A 26,435-nucleotide genomic window follows, 5' to 3' on the forward strand; every position below is an offset into this window, starting at 1 on the left:
TATAGAAGGGGCAAACGAAATCAGGAATAAAATCGTGAAGCAATCGACAAAAGCGATGCCGAAAAAAAGACAGAATATTAGCCAATTACGAATGCTGTGGCAGTTTGCCAGTCGCTATCCCGCATGGATTATCGGGGCATTGCTGGCGCTTCTTCTGTCTTCAACGGCCACTATTGCGATACCGGCTGCCTTTCGGATGGTAATTGATCGCGGTTTTAGCAATAGCGGGGCGCATGATATCAATCTCTATTTCTGCTATATGCTGGGGATTATTGTTCTGTTAGCAATGGCAACAGCCGCTCGTTTTTATTGTGTTTCATGGCTGGGTGAGCGCGTCATTGCTGATATTCGGGTAACCATCAACCGCCATTTGATGAAAATGCCGCCTGCTTTTTTCGAACAAAATCGCCCGTCCGAAATTGCATCCCGTTTGACGACTGACACGACCCTGATTGACCAGATCGTTAGTTCCACCGCATCCGTTGCGCTTCGCAATCTGATTACCGGCATTGGGGGCACCCTCTATCTGTTTATGTTGGCACCTCACCTGACGGCGATGTTGCTGGCTGGTATTCCGGTTGTGGTACTGCCCATTATTTTTCTGGGACGCCGATTGCAGAAGCTATCCCGCAAAAGTCAGGATCGAATAGCGGATTTAAGCAGTTTGCTTAATGAAACTTTAGGCGCGATGAAAATTGTGCAGGCTTTTGGACAGGAAGAGCGCGAATCCGATCGTTTTGGACAGGCCGTTCATCTAACTTTTGAAACGGCAAGAAAGAGGATTACCCTTCGCTCCTTCATGACCGCACTGGTCATTTTACTAGTCTTTACAGCGATTATCCTGATCATGTGGCGCGGAGCGCTCGATGTTGCCGCCGGTTTGGTTTCAGGCGGTACGATCGCAGCATTTGTGCTGACGGGGGGTGTTGTTGCAGGTGCCTTCGGGGCGTTGAGTGAAGTCTATGGCGATTTGCTCCGTGGTGCGGGGGCAGCTAGTCGGTTGAATGACCTGTTAGCCGAGCAGCCTATTATCCATTCGCCTAGCCACCCGCAGGCGTTGCCTCATACATCCCAAAGCCATTTAAGCTTCCGTAACGTTTCTTTCCGTTACCCATCCCGTCCCGATACAGATGCCTTAAAAGATTTTCATTTTGAATTGAAAGCTGGCGAACGGTTGGCAATTGTGGGCCCTTCTGGTGCAGGGAAAACGACTTTATTCCAGCTTATCCAACGTTTTTATGACCCGACGTCGGGCGCAATCGAGATGGAGGGTGTTGACCTAAAGCAGGCATCCTTAGAAGATATTCGCACCCATATTGCGGTCGTTCCCCAAGAAACGGTTATCTTTGCGGCCTCTGCCCGTGATAATTTGCGATATGGGCGATGGGATGCCAGCGACGAAGAGATCTGGCAAGCGGCTCGAGCGGCCAATGCCGAAGAGTTTTTAAAAGTCCTTCCCGAAGGACTGGATAGCTTTTTAGGAGAAGGCGGCGCCCGATTGTCAGGGGGGCAGCGGCAGCGTATTGCCATTGCCCGTGCTCTTTTACGGGATGCGCCGCTATTGCTGTTGGATGAAGCCACATCAGCACTGGATGCGGAATCGGAACAGGCCGTTCAACAGGCTTTAGAAAAATTGATGAAAGGCCGGAGTTCGATTATTATTGCCCATCGTTTGGCGACAGTGCGCCATGCGGATAGAATTATTGTCATGGATAAAGGACAGATTGTCGAAGAAGGCAACCATGATCAGCTGACCAAGCAAAATGGTCTTTATGCTCGTTTAGCACAGCTACAATTCAATGGTCAGGAATAAGAGTAACCCGACAGTCATCAAAAATAATCCATAATATAATAACAATATCAGTCAAAATTTTTGACAAAAAATCTATTATGGTTATTTCTAACAGGGGGCTTTTTTAAACGTAACAACTTAGAGGCGCGTTTTGCCTATTTTTGATAATTTTTCTTTCCGCCGCCCTTCTTTTCATTTCCTTATCACTTTAGGAATTTTGGTAGGATGGATACTTGTCTTACTTTTAATATCAGACCGAATTAGTCTGATATTCACCCATATCCCTTTTGATTATAATGAAGGGTGGAATGCCTATCTGGGTGAACGGGCAGTCGGACTGGTAAAGGCGCCACTTTATCCCGATCCCGATGGCAGTCTTATATTTAATAACTACCCGCCCCTTTCCTTCTACCTTGTCGGAGGGTTAGGTTATCTGATCGGGGATATGGTCTGGGCCGGCCGGATATTGTCTTTGGTTGCATGGCTTGGCACGATGGGGCTTGTTTATCGCCTAATTTTGCAGGCCGGTGGCAATCGCTTGGGCGCCCATATCGGCATTTTGCTTTTTGCTCTTTATAGCAGTTATTTCTTTCACAGCTATATTGCCATGAATGACCCGCAATGGATGGCTCATTTTTGCATGATGCTGGGGTTATCGCTGATTATCAAAAAACAGACCACAAGCCGCGTTATAATGGCAGCACTGTGTTTTATTACAGGCGGTCTTATCAAGCATAATCTGCTCGCCTTGCCATTGGCTGTGACAGGATGGCTTTTTCTTCGTGACAGAAAGCTAGCTATGCTTTGGCTTGCAATGGGATTGTCTGGAATCCTTATTGCGTTGGCTGGCTTTACATCGCTCTATGATAGCCATTTTATGATAGCCGATATTCTTCATCATAAACGGGTTATTACATTCAACCGATTGCCAAGAGCTTTGGGGCGGTTGGTTATTTTTATCCCTTTAGCTATTTTAGCCTTTCCGCTCCTGATAAAAAGCTTTCGGTCATCTGGGAATAAAACAGCTATAATGCTGGCGGCTTTCGCGCTTTTATCCTTATTTTTCGGGATTTTTGAATCTCTGGGTGAAGGCGTTTCCTATAATGCTTTTTTTGAAACCCTCATTGCTTTCAGCATTATCACGGGTTTGATATTTTCCAACCGAATGCCCAATACGCGGTCTTTTCTATTTTCCGCTGTGGCCGCTTTCTTGCCCGTGTTGGCGACGGCTGTTTTTTGTTTACCGCATATTCTGGATCACGAATATCAGCTCCAGAATGAAAAGCAGCAATGGAATGATGTGATAACCCGCATAAGAGCGACCAAAACGCCGGTTATCTGTGACATTTCAGAAATATGTTACTGGGCAGGCAAAGACTATCGCCTTGATTTTTTTAACTATTATCAGGCGGTGAAACGGGGCGCGTCATTGGAACCTTTAAATCGGGCTATTATAACGCCGATACCAGCGACAATGGTGAAGGTAACAATATCAAAAAAATGCCCGACGTTTCTTCTTCTATGGCAGATGATTTTATCCCATCCTCATAAAACACAGACTCTGTCGCCTCATGTTGAAATGATAGAGATGATCCCGCCGAAACAGAAGAATTGAGAATGGGTAATTTTTCAGAATGCTTAGAGAGATATTCTGGCAGCGTCCTTTGATGCTGCCAGAATAAAAGATTTTTGTTTCTAGGAATTTTGCTCGAGCTGATTAACATCACGAACAGCGCCACGTGCCGCATTCGTCGTTAAGGCCGCATAGGCTTTCAAAGCCGAAGATACTGGACGTTTACGATTTTGCGGTTTCCATGCCGCAGCCCCCTTCGCTTCCATTTGGGCGCGACGGCCAGCGAGAACAGCATCATCTACATCCAGATGGATAACCCGCTCAGGGATATCGATCACAATCGTATCGCCAGTTTCAACCAAAGCGATCAATCCACCTTCAGCTGCTTCTGGTGAAACATGGCCGATAGACAGACCCGAACTACCACCCGAGAAGCGACCATCTGTAATCAAGGCGCATGATTTACCAAGGCCTTTCGATTTCAGATAGCTGGTCGGATACAGCATTTCCTGCATACCAGGGCCACCTTTGGGGCCTTCGTAGCGGACAATCACGACTTCACCAGCTTCGACATCGTTACCCAGAATACCGGCAACGGCGGCTTCCTGACTTTCGTAAACTTTGGCTTTACCGGTGAATTTCAGGATGGATTCATCCACCCCTGCGGTTTTGACGATGCAGCCTTCAGGTGCCAAATTACCAAATAAGACAGCAAGACCACCATCGGTAGAAAAGGCATAGTCTTTTGAACGGATAACGCCTTTTTCGCGATCGGTATCCAGTTCATTGTAACGGGAAGATTGGCTAAAGGCCTGTTGCGTCGGAACCCCGCCCGGAGCAGCGCGATAGAAGAAGCGGGCGGAATCGCTGCAGCTATTACGGCTGATATCCCATTCTTCTAAGGAAGCCCCTAAGGTTGGAGAATGAATGGTAGCCAAGCTCGTATTGATCAATCCGGCGCGATCAAGCTGACCTAAAATGGCCATAACGCCCCCTGCCCGATGGACGTCTTCCATATGGACATCATTTTTGGCGGGTGCCACCTTACATAAGCAAGGAACATGACGCGAAAGTCGATCAATATCGGCCATTGTGAAAGGCACATTGCCTTCTTGTGCGATTGCCAGCAAATGCAAGACGGTATTGGTGGAACCGCCCATTGCGATATCGAGACTCATGGCATTTTCAAAAGCGCCCAGTGTCGCAATAGAGCGCGGCAATACCGAGGCATCATCTTGTTCGTAATAACGCCGTGCCATATCGACGATTGTCCGCCCCGCTTTCAGGAAAAGCTGTTCCCGATCGCTATGGGTTGCCAACATCGAACCGTTACCCGGTAAGGAAAGCCCCAGAGCTTCGGTCAGGCAATTCATGGAATTGGCGGTAAACATGCCCGAACAAGAACCGCAAGTGGTGCAAGCAGTCCGTTCAATGGTCGTAACTTCTTCATCAGCGTAGTGATCGTCGGCAGCAATAATCATGGCATCAACCAGATCAAGTGCGCGTTCAACGCCTTTCACAACAGCTTTACCGGCTTCCATAGGGCCACCGGAGACAAACACAGTCGGGATATTCAGGCGCATCGACGCCATCATCATACCAGGCGTAATCTTGTCGCAGTTGGAAATACAAACCAAAGCATCAGCGCAATGGGCGTTCACCATATATTCGACGGAATCGGCAATCAATTCGCGTGAAGGCAAAGAGTAAAGCATTCCGCCATGACCCATGGCGATACCGTCATCAATAGCGATTGTATTGAATTCTTTGGCAATGCCGCCGGCTTTTTCAATTTCTCTGGCAACGAGCTGCCCCATATCTTTTAAATGGACATGACCCGGGACAAATTGCGTGAAGCTGTTGGCGATAGCGATAATCGGTTTGCCGAAATCTTCGTCTTTAACACCGGTGGCGCGCCATAAGCTTCTGGCACCGGCCATGTTACGACCATGAGTCGTGGTTCTGGAACGATAGGGAGGCATTATTCTTCCTGTAGAAATTTGAATAAATCTGTTTTAAGCCATCTGGAAAGCAGAGTGAAATATATTATTCTCTTCAAATAAAGTCGTAAAAAATATTAAAAATGGATATTCGTCAGCTTAGACATTTTCTTGCTGTGGCTGAAAATTTGCATTTCGGAAAAGCGGCCGAGCAAATTGGCATCACACAGCCCCCGCTTAGCCAATCCATTATGGCCTTGGAAAAGGAGCTGGGCACGCCGCTTTTTCTGCGAAGCAAGCGTCATGTCTCTTTGACATCCTTTGGCCTTGAATGGCTGAATTATGTCAAAACCGCCTTGGAAGGCGTGGATGCGCTACCTCAAATTGCAGAAAGATTGAGAGAAGGCACAAAGGGGCATCTGGATTTATCTTTTGTCAGCACGGCTGATTTTAATATCCTGCCCATATTGGTCAGGCGCTATCGTTCGCTTTATCCTGATGTCGAATTGTCCTTGAGTGAAGCGACCAGCGATATTCAAATATCGGATCTGACTAAAGGCCTTCGCCATGCAGGGATTATTATTCCGCCAAGAAGCAGCGAATTACCGGCTGGATTATGTTATAAAAAGCTGGTTTCCGAACCGTTAATTGCGGCGGTTCCTGCGCTTTGGATTAAAGAACAGCGTTTTTCCCTGATCAATCGAAAGTTATCACCAGATTCCGTACGGGATGCGCCGCTGATTATTTTTCCGCGCCATTTTGCTCCCGCTTTTTACGATCTGGTTATCGATTATTATCAGGCCTGTGGTGCCTATCCTAATATTGCCCAGCAAGCGATCCAGATGCAGACGATCATCAGCCTTGTTGCCGCTGGTATGGGGATTGCACTTGTTCCGAGATCGCTGCGTCATATGGCGCGCCGAGATGTCCGCTATATTGAATTACAGAAACCGGCGGCTTTTTTGGAAACAGGAATTGCTTGGCGAAAAGATGACTACACGCCGACCCTAACCCGTTTTTTAGAAGTTACCCGCGAAATGCTGGCGGTTATTTCCTGAAAATGTGTCGATTTTAGCCGTGATGGCGGACTTTTCAGAATAGGCCGCCGTCAAAATATCAAAAGTGCGATTGCGGATATAATGGATAAAAAAAGGTAAGCGAGGCCTGAAAAAAATAGTCCAAGAGGAAAGCTGGGCAGAAAGCAGACATAAAAAAACCGCATCTAAATGCGGTCTTTAAAAATTGGTGGAGCCGAGGGGGATCGAACCCCTGACCTTCGCAATGCCATTGCGACGCTCTCCCAGCTGAGCTACGGCCCCAATTTTATGCCTCTGTTTTTTAACAGGTGCGCGCTCTCTATAAACAATCTGCGCGCCCCTGCAAGTGTTAATTTTAATTTTTTTTAGTTATTTTCATCTTCATCGTCAGAAGTATTGACGCCGATATCTTCATTTCCACCCAAATCATCGACATCATCATCAGGGGAAACATCATCGGTATCATCCAGATCCAGATCTGCTTCCAGATCCGTATCGTCGGATTTGCTCGAATCCTCGGTCTTTTTCTGTTCTTCAAAAGGTAAAGGCTGTTTTGATTTGAGAATCGGATCAGGATTCCATTCTGTACCGCATTCGATGCAGGTCACAGGATCTTCATTGCCGAGATCATAGAAACGGGTTCCACATTTTGGGCAAGTCCGCTTGGTGCCCCATTCAGGCTTGATCATGAACCGTCCTTCCAGAGTTTTCCGATGATTGAAAGTTTTACACAAAATTTACGTAAAAAATAAACTGAAATGCCAAAGCAAAATAGAGTATGAGGATTTATCCTACCGGATTAGAACTGCACCAGCCTTAAAAAACAAGGCATTCAGAAATAATCCGAACAGATGAATATCGCGCGCCTTGCCATAGCCTAGGCCACATGTCAAAAGCCAACGCCGGTTTTCTAGGCCGTTTTGTCATTTTTTTCTATATTCGGCTGTTAAGATAACATTGATACGAGATGAGATTAGCTGATGACCCGTCTTTCCTCCTGCCCTCTTGTTAGTCGCAAGGCGCCGCCACTTTCTGGTAAGGTGCATGTCCCCGGTGATAAATCCATTTCCCATCGGGCCTTAATGCTGTCCGCTTTGGCGGTGGGTGAAAGCTTTGTCGAAGGCCTTTTGGAAGGCGAAGATGTGCTGGCAACGGCAGAAGCCATGCGCGCCATGGGTGCCGATATCCGAAAAGACGAAAAAGGGTGCTGGCATATTCATGGTGTCGGCGTTGGAAGCCTTTTGCAGCCGCAGACCGCTTTGGACATGGGTAATTCTGGAACCTCTACACGTTTATTGATGGGTGTTGTTGCATCTCATCCGATTACGGCCACCTTTATTGGTGACGCGTCTTTATCCAAAAGACCGATGGGACGTATTTCGACCCCGCTTTCTCTTATGGGGGCGCGTTTTTCAGGGGCAGAAGGTAACCGCTTGCCGATGACAGTAACCGGACTTTATCCGGCGGTGCCGATTGAATATCGTCTTCCGGTCGCATCCGCGCAGGTTAAATCGGCTATTTTGCTGGCTGGTTTGAACACCCCCGGTGTCACACGCGTCATCGAACCGGTGCCGACTCGTGACCATAGTGAGCGGATGTTAAGGGGCTATGGCGCCAATCTTTCGGTCGAAGAAAATGATGGTGTTCGCATTATCTCTATCCATGGTGAGGCCGAATTAAAGCCGCAGCATATTATAGTGCCAGGTGATCCTTCTTCTGCGGCTTTCTTGGTTGTAGCAGGCTTGATTGTCCCCGGTTCCGATATGATTGTCGAGAATGTCGGTCTCAATCCGACACGCGCAGGGCTTTATACCATGTTAAAAGCCATGGGTGGCCAGATTGAATATCTCAATCCGCGCGAAGTTGGCGGCGAGCCAGTGGCTGATATTGCGGTTAAACATTCCAATTTGAAAGCCATCGAAGTGCCACGGTCGATTGTGCCGTCAATGATTGATGAGTTCCCGATCTTGTTCATTGCCGCCGCCATGGCAGAGGGTAAAAGCACCTTACAAGGTTTGGCAGAATTACGGGTCAAGGAATCTGACCGTATTGCGGTAATGGCAGAAGGCTTGAAAGCCTTAGGTGTTTCTTTGGAAGAGAAAGAAGACGGCTTGGTTATTGAAGGCTCGGCGGGTGAAATGCTTGGCCAAAAAGATAAAATGGTTTCGATCGCCTCCCATCTCGATCACCGCATTGCCATGAGCTTTGCGGTTGCGGGTCTGGTTTCAAAAGGCGGTGTCGAAATTGATGATCGTCGCCCGATTATGACGAGCTTTCCGGTCTTTGGCGAATTGTTCAAAGAATTAGGCGCTGAATTCGAAATGGGACTTGTTAAATGATTATTGCCATAGATGGCCCCGCCGCATCGGGAAAAGGCACAATCGCCCGCGCTTTGGCACGTCATTATGATTTGCCCTATCTCGACACTGGCTTGCTTTATCGCGCCGTGGCAGCGTCCCTTTTAGATAAACAAGGCGATTCCGGAAAGGAATCAGATGCCTTGGAAGCCTGTGATTTTTCAGACTCACTCTTGTCCGATTCCCGACTCCGCACCGAAAAAACTGGAAAAGTCGCTTCAGAAATTTCTGCCTTTCCGAAAGTCCGGCAAGCATTGATTAAAAGACAGCGTGATTTTGCTACCCAGCAAAGCGGTGCGGTTCTGGACGGACGAGATATCGGAACAGTCATTGTTCCTGATGCGGATGTAAAACTATTTATCACGGCATCGCCCGAAATTAGGGCAAAAAGACGCTATGATGAATTGGTAAAAAATAATCCGGATTTGACCTATGATACCATTCTGGACGATATCAAAACTCGCGATCTGAGGGATAGTAGCCGGAAAGAAGCGCCCCTGAAACAGGCTGAAGATGCAGACTTGCTCGATTCAAGCTTACTCGGTATAGATATGGCCATCGAGCGTGCAGTGGCGCTTGTAGAAAAACAGCTAAAAACGGTGCAGGGCTGATTGAAAAACGGCGATCATTTTTTGCCGTAGACCATCAGAGCTGGCCGTGTTTTATGCTGCGGTTATTAGAAAGAATCGAAGGTCGGCTATCATTTTTGTCGGTTTTTGAACTGTGGATAACCCTAAAATCTGCAAACGTTGCCTTATCGGGGCAAGCTGTATGAACGGTGCTATACGAGGTATGAGGCCTGTATAGCGGTTCGGCCAAAAGACCTCCGGATACAACCGGATGGCCGGAAAAATTTCTCAAGGAATATAGAACTGCATGGCCACTATGGCAAATCCTACTCGCGATGATTTTGCAGCATTGCTTAACCAGACGCTTGGTGAAGAAGAAGGCTTTGAGGGACGTGTTGTAAAAGGCACCATCACAGCTATTGAAAATGACATGGCTGTTATTGATGTTGGCCTGAAATCTGAAGGCCGCGTGCCGTTGCGCGAATTCGCAGCACCGGGTCAGAAAGCCGAATTGAAGGCTGGCGACGAAGTCGAAGTTTTCGTTGACCGCGTTGAAAACAGTCAGGGTGAAGCAATGCTTTCCCGTGACCGCGCTCGTCGTGAAGCGGCATGGGACAAACTGGAAGCTGAATTTGCTAACTCCAGCCGCGTTGAAGGCGTCATCTTTGGACGGGTAAAAGGCGGTTTCACCGTTGATCTTTCCGGTGCCGTTGCCTTCTTGCCTGGTAGCCAGGTTGATATCCGTCCGGTACGCGATGTTGCTCCGTTGATGGACATCCCGCAGCCTTTCCAGATTTTGAAGATGGATCGTCGTCGTGGGAATATCGTGGTATCCCGCCGTGCCGTTCTGGAAGAAACCCGCGCAGAACAGCGTTCCGGTTTGATCCAGTCTTTGGCTGAAGGTCAGGTCATCACCGGTGTTGTCAAGAACATCACCGACTATGGTGCCTTTGTTGACTTGGGTGGTATTGACGGTCTGTTGCATGTAACCGACCTTAGCTATCGTCGCGTTGGTCATCCGAGCGAAATGATCGCTATCGGTGACAGCGTTACGGTTCAGATCATCCGCATCAACCGTGATACGCAGCGTATTTCTCTCGGCATGAAGCAGCTTGAAACCGATCCTTGGGAAGGCGTTGGCGCCAAATACCCAGTCGGTGCCAAATTCATGGGTCGCGTCACGAACATCACCGAATATGGTGCGTTTGTTGAGCTGGAACCCGGCATCGAAGGTTTGGTTCACGTTTCCGAAATGTCATGGACGAAGAAAAACGTTCATCCGGGCAAAATCGTTTCCACCAGTCAGGAAGTCGAAGTTGTCATCTTGGAAGTGGATGCCGAAAAGCGTCGTATCTCCCTTGGTCTGAAACAGGCTCAGCCGAATCCGTGGGAAAGCTTTGCTGAAGCTCATCCGGTTGGCTCCACTGTTGAAGGCGAAGTCAAGAACTCAACCGAATTCGGTCTGTTCATCGGTCTCGACAATGATGTTGACGGTATGGTTCACATGTCCGACATCGCTTGGGGTATGTCCGGTGAAGAAGCTTTGAGCCTCCACCACAAAGGTGAAGTCGTTAAAGCTGTTGTTCTCGACGTTGATCCTGAAAAAGAACGCATTTCTCTCGGTATGAAGCAGCTGGAACGCGGCAATGTACCGGCAGCGAATGCTGGTAGCTCTTTGCAGCGTAATCAGGTTGTCACCGTTACCGTTCTTGCTGTCACCGATGGTGGTTTGGAAGTTCAGGCTGGTGATGATGGCGCCATTGGCTTCATCCGTCGCAGTGACTTGGGCCGTGATCGTGACGAACAGCGTCCGGATCGCTTCCAGGCTGGTCAGAAGCTCGATGCTATGGTGGTCGGTTTCGATCGTCAGAAGAAGCCGAACTTCTCCATTAAAGCCATGCAGGTTGCAGAAGAAAAAGAAGCAGTTGCTCAGTATGGTTCGTCAGATTCTGGCGCATCCTTGGGTGATATTCTTGGTGCAGCCCTCAACAAGGCTCGCGATCAGCAGGACTAGTTCCTACTGACACGGAATAACAAAAGGGCATGGGCTGTTTTCAGCTCATGCCTTTTTTGTAACTATTGAATATAAGAAAAAAGGAATCTTAAAGGACGCGGTTTTTCGTTGTTCGATAACCCGCTTGTTCAAGATTATTTATTGAAGTTTAAAGCGACAGCCGACCCGTTATATTCGATACGGTAGCGCCGCCAATCCAAATGGTATCGTCGATTTGATCGACATAGATTCGACCATCACGTCCCAAAATTTTACCTTGGCTTACAACATAACTTTTTGGTGCCAAACCGCTACCGATTAACCATTGTGCCATGCTGGCATTAAGGCTTCCACAGACGGGATCTTCATTGACTCCATGCTTCATGGCAAAGGCTCTAACTTCAAATTGAGCATCGTTACCGTCTTTTTCGCCATCCCATGCGCCAATCACACCAAAAGCAAGATCAGACATAGAAGCAAAGTCAGGTTTTAGTGCCAAAACCGCTTCACGGGATTTCAACATAATACCGATCCAACCAGGGCCATTATCCACCCATGCCGAAGCAAGAATAGAAGAAACCGGAATGCGCAAACCCTCCGCAATTCTTTCCAGTAAGGTTTGCTCAACATCCCCTGATCGAACCAAAGTGGGTGCTGCAAAAGACAGGCGGTTATTTTCAGATCGAAGAGGAATAAGGCCAGCCTGACATTCTTGGATAATAATATTCTTTTTGGGTTTCCCTCCCGCCGTCATCCAAGCATGGCAACTTCCTAATGTAGGATGTCCGGCAAAAGGAAGTTCTGATTGCGGTGTAAAAATACGCAATCGGTAATCAGCCTCAGGCGAAGTCGGTTTAAGAAGAAAAGTCGTTTCGCTCAAATTCGTCCAAATGGCAAAAGCCTGCATTTCTTCGGTCGATAAATTATCGGCAGCAGACACAACCGCGACAGGGTTACCTTTGAATTTTCCAGATGTAAAAACATCCACTTGCTGGAATCCATATTCCATAATGGCAACTCCTGAATAAGTTAACGGTTATTGGAACCGGATAAACAGTAATGCGAATCAAAATATGAAAACAATGCTGTTTCATTGATGCATCAGGATGACTTTAATCCCGATAATCTCAGGATCTTTTTATCATCCGTTATTAATTCTAACTTTTCGATGACTTTATTTAACAAAAAATATATTTTATTGTCGTTGGTTAAGAAGATTCTGTCCGGTGAATATTTTCTCACCCGGGATAATAAGACCGGACTGATCAGGAAAAGGAAATGCGATGATTCGTTCCGAACTGATCCAGACATTAGCAAATGATAATCCCGAACTCTCATCAGAAGAAATAGAACATATTATCGATGTTTTTTTTGACGGGATTACCCATCATCTGGCCAAAGGTGGTCGGGTAGAGATTAGAGGCTTCGGCGCTTTTTCCACCCGTTTTCGGGACGCTCGTATTGGCCGAAATCCAAGAACCGGCACGCAAGTTGAAGTGAAAGCCAAACGTGTCCCCTATTTTAAACCGGGAAAAGAGGTAAGAGAGCATCTTAATATTGAAATTTAGCTTGCATTTTACCCCCAAGCACCGCTATGCGGATTCGGCATAATGTTGCGGGCGTGGCGGAATGGTAGACGCTACGGACTTAAAATTTTGAGTGCCCTTTTGGAAACGAAAGGTGCAGAACTGCTCAAATTCGGGGAAAGCTGTAAAATGCTAATCCCGAGCCAAGCCTGAAATATTTCAGGAAGGTGTAGAGACTAGACGGGCAGCACCTAATCCCTTGTAAAAGGGTATGGTGAAGGGATAGTCCAGACCCCAAACACTGTTTTGGCAGTGGCGGTGAAAGCCGTGGTAGGTAAGAAAATCCGTTGGGCATTTGCCCGTGAGGGTTCGAGTCCCTCCGCCCGCACCATAATGCTAGATTTGAATAAGACGGTTTTTAATTCCGGAATATTTGCACTATTTATGCAAATATTGTCGGGATTCGATGGTGTTTATCTATTTTATAACTAGGGTTCCCTTGACCCACCTCCCCTTTTTACGGCAAAAGGCCAAAAAGGGGACTGCATGTTAAAAAAATATTTTGGCTCTCGTAAAAAATTTCATTCTCTTACTTCTAAACAGTCTCATCCCAACAAAGATAACCAAGCCCTTTCCCGTAATTTATCTTGGCCGCATCTGATTGCTTTAGGTGTTGGTGCCATTGTCGGAACCGGAATTTATACATTGGTAGGTGTCGGCGCAGATCGCGCGGGACCTGCAGTGGTTATTGCCTTCATTATCGCTGGCCTTATCTGTGCGACGGCTGCCCTTGGTTATGCTGAACTAGCCACATTGATACCAGAAGCCGGTGGTGCTTATACTTATGCTTATATGGCCATTGGTCGTCATATGGCATGGATTGTCGGCTGGAGTCTTATCCTTGAATATTCATTAGCCAGCTCGACGGTTGCAGTTGGTTGGTCCGCTTATCTTGTCGGATGGCTCCATTCCTTTGGAGTAAATTTACCGGCAGCCTTGTTAGCGGGCCCCCATGATGGCGGTATCATCAATTTACCCGCCGTTATCGTGGCGTTATCCATCGCTTTATTATTAACAGCCGGCGCAAAAGAAAGCGCCACCCTGACTTTGGGATTGGTTATTCTGAAATTGGCGGCATTGGTCTTATTCGTTATTCTTACCCTGCCCGCTTTTCATTTTACTTATTATCATCCCTTTATGCCTTATGGATTTATCAGCCATCTTTCACCTGATGGGAAAGTCCGAGGTGTTATGGCCGCCGCCGCTATCTTGTTTTTTGCCTTTTACGGTTTTGATACTGTTGCAACGGCAGCGGAAGAAACCAAAAATCCGAAACGCGATTTAACGATCGGCATTATTGGTTCGATGACTCTATCCGTGCTGATTTACATTGGTGTGGCAGCTTGTTTGTTAGGCGCAGCGCCTTTTACCAGCTTTGTTTCAAGCGGTGAGCCATTAGCGCTTATTCTAAGAAATCTGCATCATGAAACCGCGGCAAAGTGGATTGCTGCGGCCGCCCTTGTGGCTTTACCATCTGTGATTATGGCAATGATTTACGGTCAAAGCCGTGTATTTTTTGTGATGGCCAGAGATAACTTGCTCCCGCCTTTTTTGGCGAAAGTCAACAAAAGCGGAACGCCTAGTCAGGTGACATTGTTCACGGGTGTTATTATCGCTTTGATTGCTGGTTTTTTCCGTTTGGATGAATTGGCTGAATTAGCCAATGCAGGCACCTTGCTGGCCTTTATTGCGGTCGGTCTTTCCCTGATTATTCTGCGCGTTCGGGAAAGCGAACGGGTACGGCGTTTTTCTTGCCCGTTTCCCTTTGTTGTAGGCAGCATTACCATTGTCGGCTGTCTGTATTTGTTTAGCAGCTTGCCTTTGCATACGACGGTTCGCTTCTTTTTATGGAATGCGATCGGTCTCGTTTTTTATGGCAGCTACAGCCTGTATAAACGCTGCAAACAGCGTTCAGCCTAACACGCTTATTTCTGGTTATTTTGCTTATAGAGTGAAGTTATTTCATTCTATAAGCAAAACAGAATGCGGTTTAGGCGTTGAGTTTTTTCTCTAGAAAATCTGTAATTGATGTAAAATCAGGGCAGGAAACCTCGATCGGGAAATCCGATATCGGGGTGCCATATCCATAAGAAGCAAAAACGAACGGAATGCCCAACAAGGCCGAAGCTTCCTGATCCGTTTCACCATCACCGATAAACCAGCAATTCTTCTGCTCGCCCTTCATTTCATCCAAGGCAATATTGAGTAATGCCGGATCTGGTTTGCGAGGCAATTTGGGTCGTGCCCCCACCATAGCGGTCATATATTTATCAAAACCCAAATCACTCATGATCTTTTCGACCATATTTTGAGGTTTATTCGAGCAAATAGCCATTTTCATACCCAAGGCATGAAGTCTTTCGATGCCTTTTCTAACACCGGGGAAAAGGCTGTTGTCATCTGTATCACGTCCCAGACAAAGCCGCCGATATTCGGTAACATCCGCCAAGGCATCAATGCAGTCATCACCGAACAAACCTGCGATCATCGCTTCACCGCCCAATGTAACGAGTGGCCGCGTTTCTTCCGGTTTAATAACCCGCTGGCTACCGCGTTTTTGCAGCATTTCATTTAAAACATCAGAAGTGACATAGACGGTGTCGACCAGCGTCCCGTCCAGATCGAATAATAAATCAAAAGTCATAATTCTTCCCAACCCGAAGTTGAAGATACGCCACGTATAGAATGAGCCTTCATCTTGCTTAAAGAGCAGAGAGATTTTCAGCAAGACAGCCGGACTGTTGAGAAGAACCTACCGCATTATGGCGCGCACGTCGTCACGGGTAACGCGAAATTATGTATTTTTTGTTTGCTCAAATGTAATGAAATTTTATTGCAATAAATGTGAAATAAAATTGCAACCAATCATATTTAAGAGGTCGATTTATATAAAACAACGCACTTTTTAATAGTGGCAGGATCAGAAAGTATTTTAATGTCTTTCCAAGCACATTCGAAGGCCGCTATTATTATAACTACTTTCAGTTTTGGAACGATCTTATTACCACCATCGCTACAGGCGCATAAATCTTCTGTTAGTCACTATAACAAAGAATCGCTTCATAAAGCATCTGCAACCGATAATAAAAACAATAGCGATACTATAGATAAAGATAAATCAAAAAACACAGAAAACAATTCTGGTGATAATAAAAATATCTACTGGAATGGTAAAGAAATAACCGTCATTGGAAAAGCTGAACGGTTAGCGCCATCTTCAGTTCCTTTGAATATTATTCAACCGACATCCATTGTTCAAAGCGCTTTCATGGCGAATAATATCATACCATTGGCTAGCGTGGACGACATTATCAAATACCAGCCAAGTGTCTGGACCCAAAATCCGAATGGCCCTGGTATTGGTAAAGCCGAAACCATGAGTTTGAGAGGGTTTCAGGATGGCCAATATAATATGACATTTGACGGAATCCCCTTTGGAGATGCCAGTGATTTACACCATTCAACATCCTCTTTGTTCATTGCCCATTTCTTGGGACAGGCTGAAGTAGATCGAGGCCCCGGTACCGCATCGACCATCGGCGACGCGACCTTTGGCGGCACGATCGGCTTTACATCAAGAACACCGGCTTCGAAATTCGGCATTACGCCCTATGGCACCTATGGCAGCTATAATACGCGGGCGGGCGGTTTAGAAATTGACAGCGGAGAGACCATTGCCGGTAAAATGGTTCTCGATTTACAGCATGAAGCGACCGATGGTTATTTGACCCATTCGAATGAACGCCGCAGTAACATCATGTTTAAAGATGTTGTAAAATTAGGCCCTGATATAACCCTGACCGCGGCGACGACCTTTAACAAAGAACATCAATATACAACCCAAGGGGCAACCTTGGCGGAATATTCTAAATATGGGAATAATTACGGCCTATGCGATGATCGCAGCCTGCAATGTTACTATGGTTATAACCCCAGCACCTATAAATCGGATTTTAGTTACATCAGCTTGAAAGCTAAACCCTTATCTTGGCTGGAATTAGAGAATAAAGTCTATTCGGTTGGCTTTGAGCATTCTTATACGAAATCGACAGATGCCAGCCAGAATGATCCATCAGCAAATGGCGTCACTTTTTATAACGCAGCGGGTAAAAAAACGGGCAGCTATGCCAATGATGTTCCTGGTAAATATGCCGATGCTACTTTCCGATCTTATGGCGATACGCTGGCATTAAAAGCTACAACGCCGGTTGGTGAGATTTTGACCGGTATCTGGGCAGATGTACAAAATGATCGGCGCTATACATATGCGGTTGATCTTTCGCAAAATTCTATCATGGTTCCAGGCAAGAATGGATCCGCCTACAGCTACAATATCCATGACATCAACACGACGTTACAGCCTTATTTAGAATTTGATTGGCACCCAATTAAAGGGATGACGATCAAACCAGGCATCAAATATTCCTATTTCCATCGGAATTACGATGCCTCCATGAACAAGAATACAAAAACACCTTTAAAAGACCAACAGACCTTCAAATCTTGGCAACCTTCAATCGCGATCAATCAGATGTTGATGAAGGGGTGGAGCGCTTATGCACAAGTTGCACGCGGTTTTCTGGCTCCCCCTTTAAGCGTATTTCAGACCCAGAATGTTGGTTATGTTAAGCCGGAAACAACTTGGAATTATCAAGTCGGAACGGTTCTTCAAAAGAAGAATTGGACGATTTCGGCCGATGGTTATTATATTGATTTTTCGAACTATATTGCCTCGGCACAAATCAATGTTCCCAATATCGGGACTGAAACTACCTATGTGAATAGTGGTGGTGCTGTTTATAAAGGGCTGGAAATCGAAGGCCAGTATGCCGTCGGGCATGGCGTATCATTATATGGGAATTACAGCGTCAACAGCGCCCATTATAAAGAATCCAAAATACGGGTAGCCGCTTCGCCCAAATCACTGGCTTCTTTTGGTGTGTTGTATGAGAAGAAGAATGGCCCCTATTTCTCCTTTATCGGAAAATATGTTGGCAACCATTGGGGATTGGATAGCACCACCGACAGTGCAGGTAATACGGTTTTCAAAAATCAGTATTTAATACACAGCAACCTTACGGCTGATCTTGCCTTTGGTTGGCATTTCAAAAATGTTGGCGGCAATATTCTGCGGAATATCACGCCCAGCATTAAGGTATCGAATATTTTCGACAGCCATGCCATCAGCGATTTTGCTGGTAACCAGTCAAAAACCAGTTCGGAATATCCGAATGGTGCGCCGCTCTATTGGCGGCTTTCCGGAAGAAGCATCTTCTTCAATTTAACGATGACAATTTTATAAAAGAAAAAAGCCTGCCCTTAAAAAGGGCAGGCTTTAAAGCCGATGCGTTGGCTATGCTTTTTTCTTCTTTTTCGGTACGGTTTTTGGATCGACAGTAAGCGGACGATAAATTTCGATCCGCGTTCCTTCTGTTAAAGGTGCATCGAGTTTTGCAACCTTGCCGAAGATACCAACCTTTTGTTTTTCTAGGTCAATATCAGGGCAACGTTTCAATATACCAGAGGCGTTAATCCCGTCTTCGATCGTCGCCCCGTCTTCTACTTCACATTCAAGCCATAACTGGCGTTCCGGTTTGGCATAGACGACTGATATTTTCATCTTTTTGCCCCTTTAAGCCCCATGTGCGCCGGACATGGAGATTTCCTTGCCCTGTGCAACATCAATCATTCTTTTCCCGACTAAAACAAAGCCGGTAACAAGGAAACCACCCGGTGGTAAGACCATCATCAGAATATGGCAATCAGCCGGTAACAGATGGCATTCAAGAAACTTGAAGCTTGAACCCAACAGCAAAGCGGCATTGGAGAAAAGCGTTCCTGAACCGATGATTTCACGAACGCCACCGATAACCGTCAAAGCAAAGGTGAAGCCCAATCCAGCAAAGACACCATCGACCAAGGATGCCGCCGGTGGTCTTTTTCCAGCGAAAGCTTCAAGATGCGCCAGAGGCAAACAGTTTGAAACGATCAGCGGAATAAACAGACCCAGCACCTTATAGAGCGGATGCATATAGGCATTCATGACCAGATCGACCAAGGTCACCATGGCCGCGACAATCAGGATATAAACCGGAACGCGGACTTCATAGGTAATATGATGTCTAAAAACAGAGACCAAAAGATTGGAAGCCGCCATCACTGCGGCGGTTGCCAATCCCATGCCCAAGGCATTCGTGGCGCTGGTGGTAACTGCCATGGTCGGGCACAAACCCAACAGCATGCTTAAAATACCGTTATTATCCCAAAGCCCGTCTTTGGCGATGCGGAAATACTCGTTATTGGACATTCGAACTCTCCAACAGAGTGCTTTTATGCGTCTCGAAAAATTCCAGACCGCGATGGATAGCAGCAACAACACCGCGCGGCGTTATCGTCGCACCGGAAAACTGGTCAAATTGACCGCCGTCTTTTTTGACTTTCCATTTGTTTTCCGATGGGTTGGTCAGAGAAAGACCCGTGAAACGCAAAATCCAGTTTGATTTATTGGCTTCGATTTTATCACCAAGACCCGGCGTTTCCTTATGTGCCAAAGCACGAACACCGAGAATATGACCTTGATCGTCAACCCCCATCATCAAGCGGATTTCGCCGCTATAGCCGCTGCCAGAAATTTCATAGGCAACGCCCGTGACATGACCCGCTTTTGTCGCCCGAAAGACGGTGACATCATGGCCTTCTGCATCTTTTAAATGCAGTGGGTTTGCCGAAATGTCATTGTCGTGAATGGAGGCTGGAATAACCTGCTCCAAAGAAGCCTGTTGATCTTCTACACCCCTCGCAACAATTGTTTGCGCCGTCAGATGATAGGTTAACGCCAATAAGGCACCGAAACCGAGACAGAAGACTGCCAACACAAGGCCGTGGATGAAAAACGGTTTTTCTTTTTCCGTTTTATCATCTTCATGCATCGCTTCATCTGCTCGAAATAAAGCGTCTTCTTCAACGGCTTCTTTCCGGTCTTCCGCTTCGTCCTTGTGATCGGTCATTTCTTGTCCCCAAATGCCACCGGTTGTCCTTGGCGAGTGCGACCGAACACACGAGGGCGGCTGTAATGATCAATGATCGGGGTCGTCGCATTCATCAGCAACACGGCAAAGGCCACCCCTTCCGGATAACCGGCGAAACTACGAATAATCCATGTCAGGAAGCCGACCCCAAAGCCGAAAATGATCTGACCTGTTTTCGATACCGGAGACGTCACATAATCGGTTGCAATAAAGAAAGCGCCGAGCATCGAAGCCCCTGACAGTAATTCAATCATACCAGAGGCATAGCGTGCTGGATTGATAGCTGAAAACAGCGTCCCCAATAAGAACAGCGTCAACAGCATCGATACAGGCGTATGCCAGCTGATAATCCGCCGCCACATGAGAAATAAGCCACCCAAAAGGATGAAAATGGCCGAGGTTTCACCCATGGAACCAGGCTTAATGCCCAGAATCATTTCTTTTAATCCCGGCAAACTTTGCACCGTATGCGTAACCGGAATACCCCGCGTTAATTCGGTTTTGATATGCCCAAGAGCAGAAGCCGCACTTAATGAATCCAGATTACCTTCACAGCCCAAGGTGATTTTTAAACCTGTCAGGATATCCGGTGCGTGAGCGGTGAATATCGGATGCGGGGCTGCAAATTGCGTCATCTGTAAAGGGAAGGAAATCAGCAAGGCCACACGGGCAACCATGGCCGGATTAAACAGATTTTGTCCTAATCCGCCAAAAACCTGTTTTGCCAAAGCGATAGCAAAAACAGCGCCCAAAAGCGCAATCCACCAAGGCGCCCAAGGCGGCAAACTCATTGCAATAAGCCAGCCGCTCAAAATAGCAGAACCATCTTTTAACGCTGGAAGAACCGGACGTTTCGCCAGCATCAGGCATCCGGCTTCAACGGCCAGACAAAAAAGAATGGTCAGACCAAAAAGGAAAATGGCAGGCCAACCAAATAACCACAAATCAAATGCAGTGGCGGGAAGAAGTGCCAGCATGACCATCTGCATGGTGCGCGAGACACTGTTATCAGCATGGGTAAAGGGCCCACTGATTGCGATACTGCCACTCATTAAACTGCCTTTTCCTCTTTATTGGCGGCTGCTTTGGCGGCTTTTGCGCGCTCTGCTGCCAATTGCCGCTGACGTAAGACTTCAGCCAGACGCGCTTCTTTGGCGGCGGCCAGTGCCTTGATTTTATTCTGCTTTCTTTCTTCGTCGCGACGATTCCAGATTTCGCCTTTGGCGTAATTAAAATATTGAACCAAAGGCAAATGGGACGGGCAAACGTAAGAGCAGGAACCGCAAGAAAAACAGTCCATCACCTGAAGCTGTTCGGCTTCATCCAGTTTATCACGCCGGATAAGGCTGGACATTTCAACCGGACTGAGACCGCAAGGGCAAACATCGACACAACGACCACAACGCAAGCAAGGTTCGGCCGGACGATGATCCATCTCTTCGGAAGTCAAAGCCAGAATACCAGCAGTGCCTTTGATAACCGGCACGTCAATATTGGGCAGTCCGACGCCCATTAAGGGGCCCCCTGTCACAATCTGTTCGGCTTTTTCATTCATGCCGCCACAATATTCGATCAGGGCTTTGACGGGTGTGCCGATAGGTGCATCCAGCGTTTTGGGATCATTCATGCCGCCGCCGGAAACTGTGACGATGCGTGAAATAAGCGGTTCGCCATAATGAGCTGAGCGCCAGACCGCACGCGCCGTTCCGACATTTTGCACCAACACCCCGACATCGGCGATACGGGTACGTGCTGAAATTTCAAGGCCGGTTAAAGCCTGCACCAAATGACGGGCAGAGCCGACTGGATATTGAGCCGGTAAATCAGCGATTTCTACATTATCATAGGCTTCGGCAGCCTTTTTCATGATCGCGATGGCTTCTGGTTTATTGCGTTCAATACCGATTACAACTTTGGGTGCGCCGACCGCATAGGCAATCAATCGGCCGCCAGAAATTACCTCATCGGCATATTCCTGCATCACCCGATCATCACCCGTCAGATAGGGTTCGCATTCGGCACCATTCAGCACCACCATTTTAATGGGTTTTTGGCTGCTCTGTTCTAATTTAACCGCCGCAGGAAAAGCCGCACCGCCTAAACCGACAACCCCAGCCCAAGCAACGCGTTCACGAATTAGCTTTGGATCGACCGAGAAAGGATCCGAATAGGCTTCGGGTAATTCAGCCCAGCTATCTTTTCCATCAGATTCCAAAACGATCGTCATGCCCGGCAAACCCGAAGGATGCGGCGCGGTCATATTCTGGATTGCGCGAACAATACCGGAAGTCGGGGCATGAACCGGTGCCGATATCCGACCAACCGGAGCGGCAAGCAACTGTCCCTTCCCTACGTGATCGCCAATATTGACGACGGCTTCTGCCGAAGCGCCTGAATGTTGGCGCAATGGCAGAAAATAAAACGGAACAACGGGTAAAGGCTCAATCTTTTTTGCGGTTGTTGCCTGTTTTCGGTAACTGGGATGAATACCGCCACGGACTGAAAATAATTTCATTGCTGCTCCCCTAGCCTATGGCTTCTTCTTTGGCTTCTTTTTCAAGAGAAGCTTTGTAGGCCTTACCCTGACCACCGTCGGATTCTTCCGTTATCCGGTTAGCCAAAGCCTGTGCGGCGAAAGCAGGATTAGCTAAGCTGTCCTGTATGGCGAGATTGGGTTTGTCCCAATGCCAATTGTCCAAGGTGACCGCAACAGGCACCATTTCAATTGCACCTGTCGGGCAAGCGGTTTCGCATTTGCTGCATCCATGGCAGACATCACCGATAACCGTATGCACCTGACGGGCGGCACCGATGATGGCATCACTGGAACAGTCACGGATACAAGCCGTACAACCGATACATAAATCTTCGTGGATCAAGGCCGTTTTGGGGCCAATATCTTCGGCATCGGAGAGATCAAGGCTGACCCCCAAAGCCTTTGCCAAAGCTTCGGCAACGCTTTTACCGCCAGGGGTACATTGAGTAACGGGTGCACCATCATGCGCCAAAGCGGCAGCATATTGGGAACAACCGACATAACCGCATTGTCCGCATTGTGATCCCGGCAACAAGGCTTGAAGCTGGCCTTCAATCGGGTCTTCTTCTACCCGAAGCAATTTTGAGGACAGACCCAGCATCAGGCCAAGCGCCAGCCCCATCACGCTCAGGCTTATAATGGCTATCAACATCGTTCTTTCTTCCCGTCTAGTGGACAGACATTCCAGAAAAGCCCATAAAAGCCAGCGCCAGCAAGCTTGCCGTCACAAACCCAATAGGCGGACCTTCGAACAAACGGGGCGTTACCGATAACGCCAATCTTTCACGTAATCCCGCAAACAACACCATCACGAGGCTGTAGCCTATCGAGGATGCGAAAGCGAAAACCGTGCTGTCCACAAATCCATAATGCTGTTCTACCAACAGCAAGGTAATGCCCAATACGGCACAGTTGGTTGTGATAAGTGGCAGATAAATGCCCAAAAGCCGAAATAACGTCGGCGAAAATTTACGAAAAAACGATTCTGTCAGCTGCACAGCCGAAGCGATAATCAGAATAAAGGTAACTGTCCGGAGGTATCCAAGGCCAAAAGGCGTCAACAACCAATGTTCCAAAGCCCAACTGGCCATTGAAGAGGTGGTAATAACGAAGGTACAGGCAGCCCCCATTCCGACCGCCGTATCAACACGCGTCGTCACCCCCATAAAGGAACATAAACCTAAAAAGCGCGTTAGAATAACATTGTTGACCAGACAGGCACTTACCACCAGAAGTAGTATATCCGTCACTGTTTTCTTCCTTCCTCAGGAGGTCTGAAGGCGAAAAACTACGCCCCCCCTTGTTCATATTCCCGCCGGATATATCAACTGACAGACGAAATATGTAATGGGTTCTTTGTAAATTTTTTTGAGCAAAATTTATGCCACTCTCATATTTAACGCTAAATTGGTGATTTTTCAGATCAAATGCTGGCCAAATCCGCGTTTATTGTCGCAAAAGTGACAAAACAAACACATTATGTCGCTAAAAAAAACCTTTTGGGCGAAAAAGGCAAAGCGCCATTTTGAAATTTAAATTTATTAAACGACAAAATATTCAAAAAATATTTCAAAAATATCTGATTATGTAAATTTTTTGGAAAAATCAGAAAAGAGCTTTCACGCCTTTACATTTCTTAATAATGATACAGTCATTAGGCCGGAATTTTTTTGAAAAAACACCGGCCTAACATGACTTCTCTGCGGTTGAGATAAGAAAAAAGCGAATCCTTACAAGGTGCATTCCAGCGTGAACTGATAGGTACGCGGCAGACCAGCATAAGCGCTGTTGGTGCCACCCGCTGCCCCGTTGATAGAAGACGGATAGACCGAAGCCCAATAATGTTCATTCATAATGTTGTTGACGGTAAAGCGGGCAACCCATGGTTTGTTCGCCATTTTGAAAGGATAGCGGATACCAATATTGGCGGTCACAAATTGAGGTGCGTAGGTTGTATTGAGATTATTGGCCGCCCGTGTTCCAGTATATCGAACGCTACCATTGATAGCCAATCCGTTTGCAAGACTTTGCTTGGAAAATGGCAGAGTATAGTCAATCAAGATATTGGATTGGACAGGCGGAACGCCAACGATTTCTTTATGGGAAGTGGTTAAATCACCCGTTGAACCCACCTTGGCATTCAGCCATGTGACACCGCCCAATACGGACAAATCATGCCGGATATGCCCCGCCATCTGGAATTCGAAACCCCAGTTCCGTTGGGTGCCATACATTCCATAGACATTGGTTGTTGTATCCACATAGGCATAAGGACGAGTCATTCTGAAACCATCGATATTCAAAGACAGATTGCGCCATTTCACCTTGTAGCCGAGTTCGTATTGCTCGCTTTCATAAGGGTTGAGAATCTGGCTTACATTGGCGCTTCCAGCAGGTGCGGTCATGCCTTGCTGAATGCTGCGTCCCCATGTGAAATAGGCAGTATGATTTTCAATGGGATGGTAGATCAAACTGGTATTCGGGCTAAACGCGCCTTGAGTATAATTATGGGCGGTACGCGCCCCCGTTTTTCCCCAGCTTGAAGAGGTCATCCAGCTCCAGCTAAAAGCACCCAAGATTGACCAATGCTTATTAAAGGTAATGGTGTCACTGACAATCAAAGACTGGTTACGGGCAATGGCAGAACGATAACTGCCAGAAGAATAAGGCTTGCTCCCCGTAAATTTGGTCGGATTATATATTGCTGGTACCGAGCGAAAAGTTCTGGCTAGTCAGAGGGTTATAGTTACTCATGACATAGCCATTGGTACCCAAAGCGACATCATGCCGAACAAATCCGGTATGAAAATGGCCATTTAAATAAGCAAGGTTACTGGCAATTTTGAAACGATAGGCAGTCGCAGCCGAGGCAATATTCTGTTTATAATCTCCAGCATTATCAATCAGAGTATTGGCATTTGAGAAAACGTCGCGCCAAGCATTTTGGAACAGGCCACCCGCAACAAGGCTCCAATTATCCCCGAATTGATGTTTGATCTTACCCGAAGCTGTATCGGTTTGCGCATGATAACCAGCATAGCTTTGCCCCAGATAAGGGGTGCTTAAATCCGGTGCCGTCGGAAGCTTGATAGAATTGCTGTAAGAAAATCCCGGTGCGCCGCCTTTGGTGTCATACACATAATGGCTGGCATTCAATTCGATAACAGTTTGCGGATCGATATGGATGTCAAAGCTGCCACTGACCAAATTACGGTTGAGATGGCCTGTTCTGACATAATTTGAACCAGCACCATGAACCAAATTAACCCGATAACCGAACCAATTGCTTTTTCCGGTTGAGCCGGAGAGATCAACCGCTTCGGTTACAGTTCCACGGGAATCAATACCGACAGAAAAATCTTCCATCATTTCGGTAGTTGGTCTTTTTAGAGTATATTCAAAAGTACCGGCTGGATTTTGAGGACCATAGATCGCGCCGCTTAGACCATTCAAAACCTGAAGATTTTCAAATTGCTCGGCAGCATATGGTGTCGTCGTCGCTATATTGAAGCCGTCCATACGACTATTGGCGATAACATCGGCTTCAAAACCACGTGATTGCGGACGAGATGTTCCGGGATCGCCGCGCATTTCCAATTGCACCGAAGGCAGATATTGCATCAAGTCATTAACATTACGCGCTTGCTGGTTACGAATAACATCATGCGGCACGCTCATGATAGAAAATGGTGCGTTTTCTGGCTTCATGTCTCCGAGAGGTCCAAAATTGACGGATGATAATGCCGTTCGAGCCGCAGTACCATTTTCGATTTTAGCGTTAACGGTAATATCCTGCGAGGCGACTTCTGTCGGCGCATCTTTATCGTTTTGATGATTCCAGTCGGTAGTTTTCTTTTTATTCGAATCTTTTTGAGAAGAATCGCCCCCAAGAATAGAATCATTTTTACTATAGGTTGTCGGCGTCTCTGCTTTGCCTTCTGCTATCAATCCTATTGATAACATTGCAGAATATAAAACTAATTTTTTATAGGAGTGCCATTTTATCATTCGCCCACCCAATCAA

General features: G+C 47.0%; 22 protein-coding genes and 1 tRNA gene. 9 read left to right on the top strand and 14 right to left on the bottom strand.

Annotation, left to right across the window (positions count from 1 at the left end; genetic code table 11):
• Positions 1-34: 34 nt before the first annotated feature.
• Positions 35-1,813 (top strand): ABC transporter transmembrane domain-containing protein, encoded by a 1,779-nt coding sequence (locus tag FBY58_RS08390; RefSeq protein ID WP_141920512.1) that lies wholly within the window; start codon positions 35-37, stop codon positions 1,811-1,813.
• Positions 1,814-2,009: 196 nt separating this feature from the next.
• The gene (locus tag FBY58_RS08395) at positions 2,010-3,407 is read left to right on the top strand and encodes a glycosyltransferase family 39 protein (protein ID WP_260432165.1); all 1,398 of its coding nucleotides are present in this window, start codon (positions 2,010-2,012) and stop codon (positions 3,405-3,407) included.
• Positions 3,408-3,487: 80 nt separating this feature from the next.
• On the opposite strand, the gene ilvD is transcribed toward FBY58_RS08395, so the two are convergent.
• Positions 3,488-5,347: a dihydroxy-acid dehydratase gene (gene ilvD, locus FBY58_RS08400; RefSeq protein WP_141920514.1), complete on the bottom strand. Its 1,860-nt coding sequence runs from the start codon at positions 5,345-5,347 to the stop codon at positions 3,488-3,490.
• Positions 5,348-5,448: 101 nt separating this feature from the next.
• On the opposite strand from ilvD, the gene FBY58_RS08405 reads away from it, so the two are divergent.
• Positions 5,449-6,363 carry a LysR substrate-binding domain-containing protein gene (locus FBY58_RS08405; RefSeq protein ID WP_141920515.1) on the top strand — a complete coding sequence of 305 codons (915 nt, stop codon included), beginning with the start codon at positions 5,449-5,451 and terminating at the stop codon, positions 6,361-6,363.
• 185 nt (positions 6,364-6,548) lie between these two features.
• On the opposite strand, the gene FBY58_RS08410 is transcribed toward FBY58_RS08405, so the two are convergent.
• Together FBY58_RS08410 and FBY58_RS08415 are read right to left on the bottom strand one after the other, a co-directional pair.
• Positions 6,549-6,624: transfer RNA gene (locus FBY58_RS08410), tRNA-Ala, on the bottom strand.
• 83 nt (positions 6,625-6,707) lie between these two features.
• Complete coding sequence (locus FBY58_RS08415) at positions 6,708-7,031, bottom strand: TIGR02300 family protein (RefSeq protein ID WP_141920516.1); 324 nt, start codon at positions 7,029-7,031, stop codon at positions 6,708-6,710.
• 291 nt (positions 7,032-7,322) lie between these two features.
• Here FBY58_RS08415 and aroA point away from each other — a divergent pair, with 291 nt between their 5' ends.
• The 3 genes from aroA to rpsA all read left to right on the top strand — a co-directional run bounded on the left by aroA (position 7,323) and on the right by rpsA (position 11,282).
• On the top strand, positions 7,323-8,681 hold the full coding sequence (gene aroA / locus FBY58_RS08420; protein WP_141920517.1) for a 3-phosphoshikimate 1-carboxyvinyltransferase: 1,359 nt from the start codon (positions 7,323-7,325) through the stop codon (positions 8,679-8,681).
• Positions 8,678-9,310 carry a (d)CMP kinase gene (cmk, locus tag FBY58_RS08425; protein ID WP_141920518.1) on the top strand — a complete coding sequence of 211 codons (633 nt, stop codon included), beginning with the start codon at positions 8,678-8,680 and terminating at the stop codon, positions 9,308-9,310. The genes aroA and cmk overlap by 4 nt, the downstream gene beginning before the upstream one ends.
• 265 nt (positions 9,311-9,575) lie before the next feature.
• A complete protein-coding gene (gene rpsA / locus FBY58_RS08430; RefSeq protein WP_141920519.1) occupies positions 9,576-11,282 on the top strand; it encodes a 30S ribosomal protein S1 in 1,707 nt (568 codons plus the stop codon).
• Between the two features lie 148 nt (positions 11,283-11,430).
• Here rpsA and FBY58_RS08435 read toward each other — a convergent pair whose 3' ends face one another.
• Positions 11,431-12,270: a PhzF family phenazine biosynthesis protein gene (locus FBY58_RS08435; protein WP_141920520.1), complete on the bottom strand. Its 840-nt coding sequence runs from the start codon at positions 12,268-12,270 to the stop codon at positions 11,431-11,433.
• Positions 12,271-12,544: 274 nt separating this feature from the next.
• Here FBY58_RS08435 and FBY58_RS08440 point away from each other — a divergent pair, with 274 nt between their 5' ends.
• On the top strand, positions 12,545-12,829 hold the full coding sequence (locus tag FBY58_RS08440; RefSeq protein ID WP_141920521.1) for an integration host factor subunit beta: 285 nt from the start codon (positions 12,545-12,547) through the stop codon (positions 12,827-12,829).
• 504 nt (positions 12,830-13,333) lie between these two features.
• Positions 13,334-14,767 carry an amino acid permease gene (locus FBY58_RS08445; protein WP_141920522.1) on the top strand — a complete coding sequence of 478 codons (1,434 nt, stop codon included), beginning with the start codon at positions 13,334-13,336 and terminating at the stop codon, positions 14,765-14,767.
• Positions 14,768-14,837: 70 nt separating this feature from the next.
• On the opposite strand, the gene FBY58_RS08450 is transcribed toward FBY58_RS08445, so the two are convergent.
• Complete coding sequence (locus FBY58_RS08450) at positions 14,838-15,491, bottom strand: HAD family hydrolase (RefSeq protein ID WP_141920523.1); 654 nt, start codon at positions 15,489-15,491, stop codon at positions 14,838-14,840.
• A gap of 291 nt (positions 15,492-15,782) precedes the next feature.
• Between FBY58_RS08450 and FBY58_RS08455 the strand changes: the two genes are divergently transcribed.
• Entirely contained in the window at positions 15,783-18,149 is a 2,367-nt protein-coding gene (locus tag FBY58_RS08455) for a TonB-dependent receptor (protein WP_141920524.1), read from the top strand.
• Positions 18,150-18,200: 51 nt separating this feature from the next.
• On the opposite strand, the gene FBY58_RS08460 is transcribed toward FBY58_RS08455, so the two are convergent.
• The 9 genes from FBY58_RS08460 to FBY58_RS09570 all read right to left on the bottom strand — a co-directional run bounded on the left by FBY58_RS08460 (position 18,201) and on the right by FBY58_RS09570 (position 26,419).
• Positions 18,201-18,467: an RnfH family protein gene (locus tag FBY58_RS08460; RefSeq protein ID WP_141920525.1), complete on the bottom strand. Its 267-nt coding sequence runs from the start codon at positions 18,465-18,467 to the stop codon at positions 18,201-18,203.
• Positions 18,468-18,479: 12 nt separating this feature from the next.
• Positions 18,480-19,154: an electron transport complex subunit E gene (locus FBY58_RS08465; protein ID WP_141920526.1), complete on the bottom strand. Its 675-nt coding sequence runs from the start codon at positions 19,152-19,154 to the stop codon at positions 18,480-18,482.
• Entirely contained in the window at positions 19,144-19,854 is a 711-nt protein-coding gene (rsxG, locus tag FBY58_RS08470) for an electron transport complex subunit RsxG (protein ID WP_141920527.1), read from the bottom strand. The genes FBY58_RS08465 and rsxG overlap by 11 nt, the downstream gene beginning before the upstream one ends.
• Positions 19,851-20,927, bottom strand: coding sequence for an RnfABCDGE type electron transport complex subunit D (locus tag FBY58_RS08475; protein WP_141920528.1), 1,077 nt, complete (start codon positions 20,925-20,927; stop codon positions 19,851-19,853). The genes rsxG and FBY58_RS08475 overlap by 4 nt, the downstream gene beginning before the upstream one ends.
• Complete coding sequence (rsxC, locus tag FBY58_RS08480) at positions 20,927-22,390, bottom strand: electron transport complex subunit RsxC (protein ID WP_141920529.1); 1,464 nt, start codon at positions 22,388-22,390, stop codon at positions 20,927-20,929. The genes FBY58_RS08475 and rsxC overlap by 1 nt, the downstream gene beginning before the upstream one ends.
• Positions 22,391-22,400: 10 nt before the next feature.
• Positions 22,401-23,063 (bottom strand): RnfABCDGE type electron transport complex subunit B, encoded by a 663-nt coding sequence (locus FBY58_RS08485; protein WP_141920530.1) that lies wholly within the window; start codon positions 23,061-23,063, stop codon positions 22,401-22,403.
• A gap of 16 nt (positions 23,064-23,079) precedes the next feature.
• Complete coding sequence (rsxA, locus tag FBY58_RS08490) at positions 23,080-23,661, bottom strand: electron transport complex subunit RsxA (protein WP_141920531.1); 582 nt, start codon at positions 23,659-23,661, stop codon at positions 23,080-23,082.
• A 480-nt stretch (positions 23,662-24,141) separates the two neighbouring features.
• Positions 24,142-25,113, bottom strand: coding sequence for a TonB-dependent receptor (locus FBY58_RS09565; RefSeq protein ID WP_409373548.1), 972 nt, complete (start codon positions 25,111-25,113; stop codon positions 24,142-24,144).
• A complete protein-coding gene (locus tag FBY58_RS09570) occupies positions 25,106-26,419 on the bottom strand; it encodes a TonB-dependent siderophore receptor (RefSeq protein ID WP_260432167.1) in 1,314 nt (437 codons plus the stop codon). The genes FBY58_RS09565 and FBY58_RS09570 overlap by 8 nt, the downstream gene beginning before the upstream one ends.
• Positions 26,420-26,435 lie beyond the last annotated feature (16 nt).

The sequence above is a fragment of the Zymomonas mobilis genome (genome assembly GCF_006715975.1).
In the GTDB taxonomy this organism is placed as follows: Bacteria; Pseudomonadota; Alphaproteobacteria; order Sphingomonadales; family Sphingomonadaceae; genus Zymomonas; species Zymomonas mobilis_B.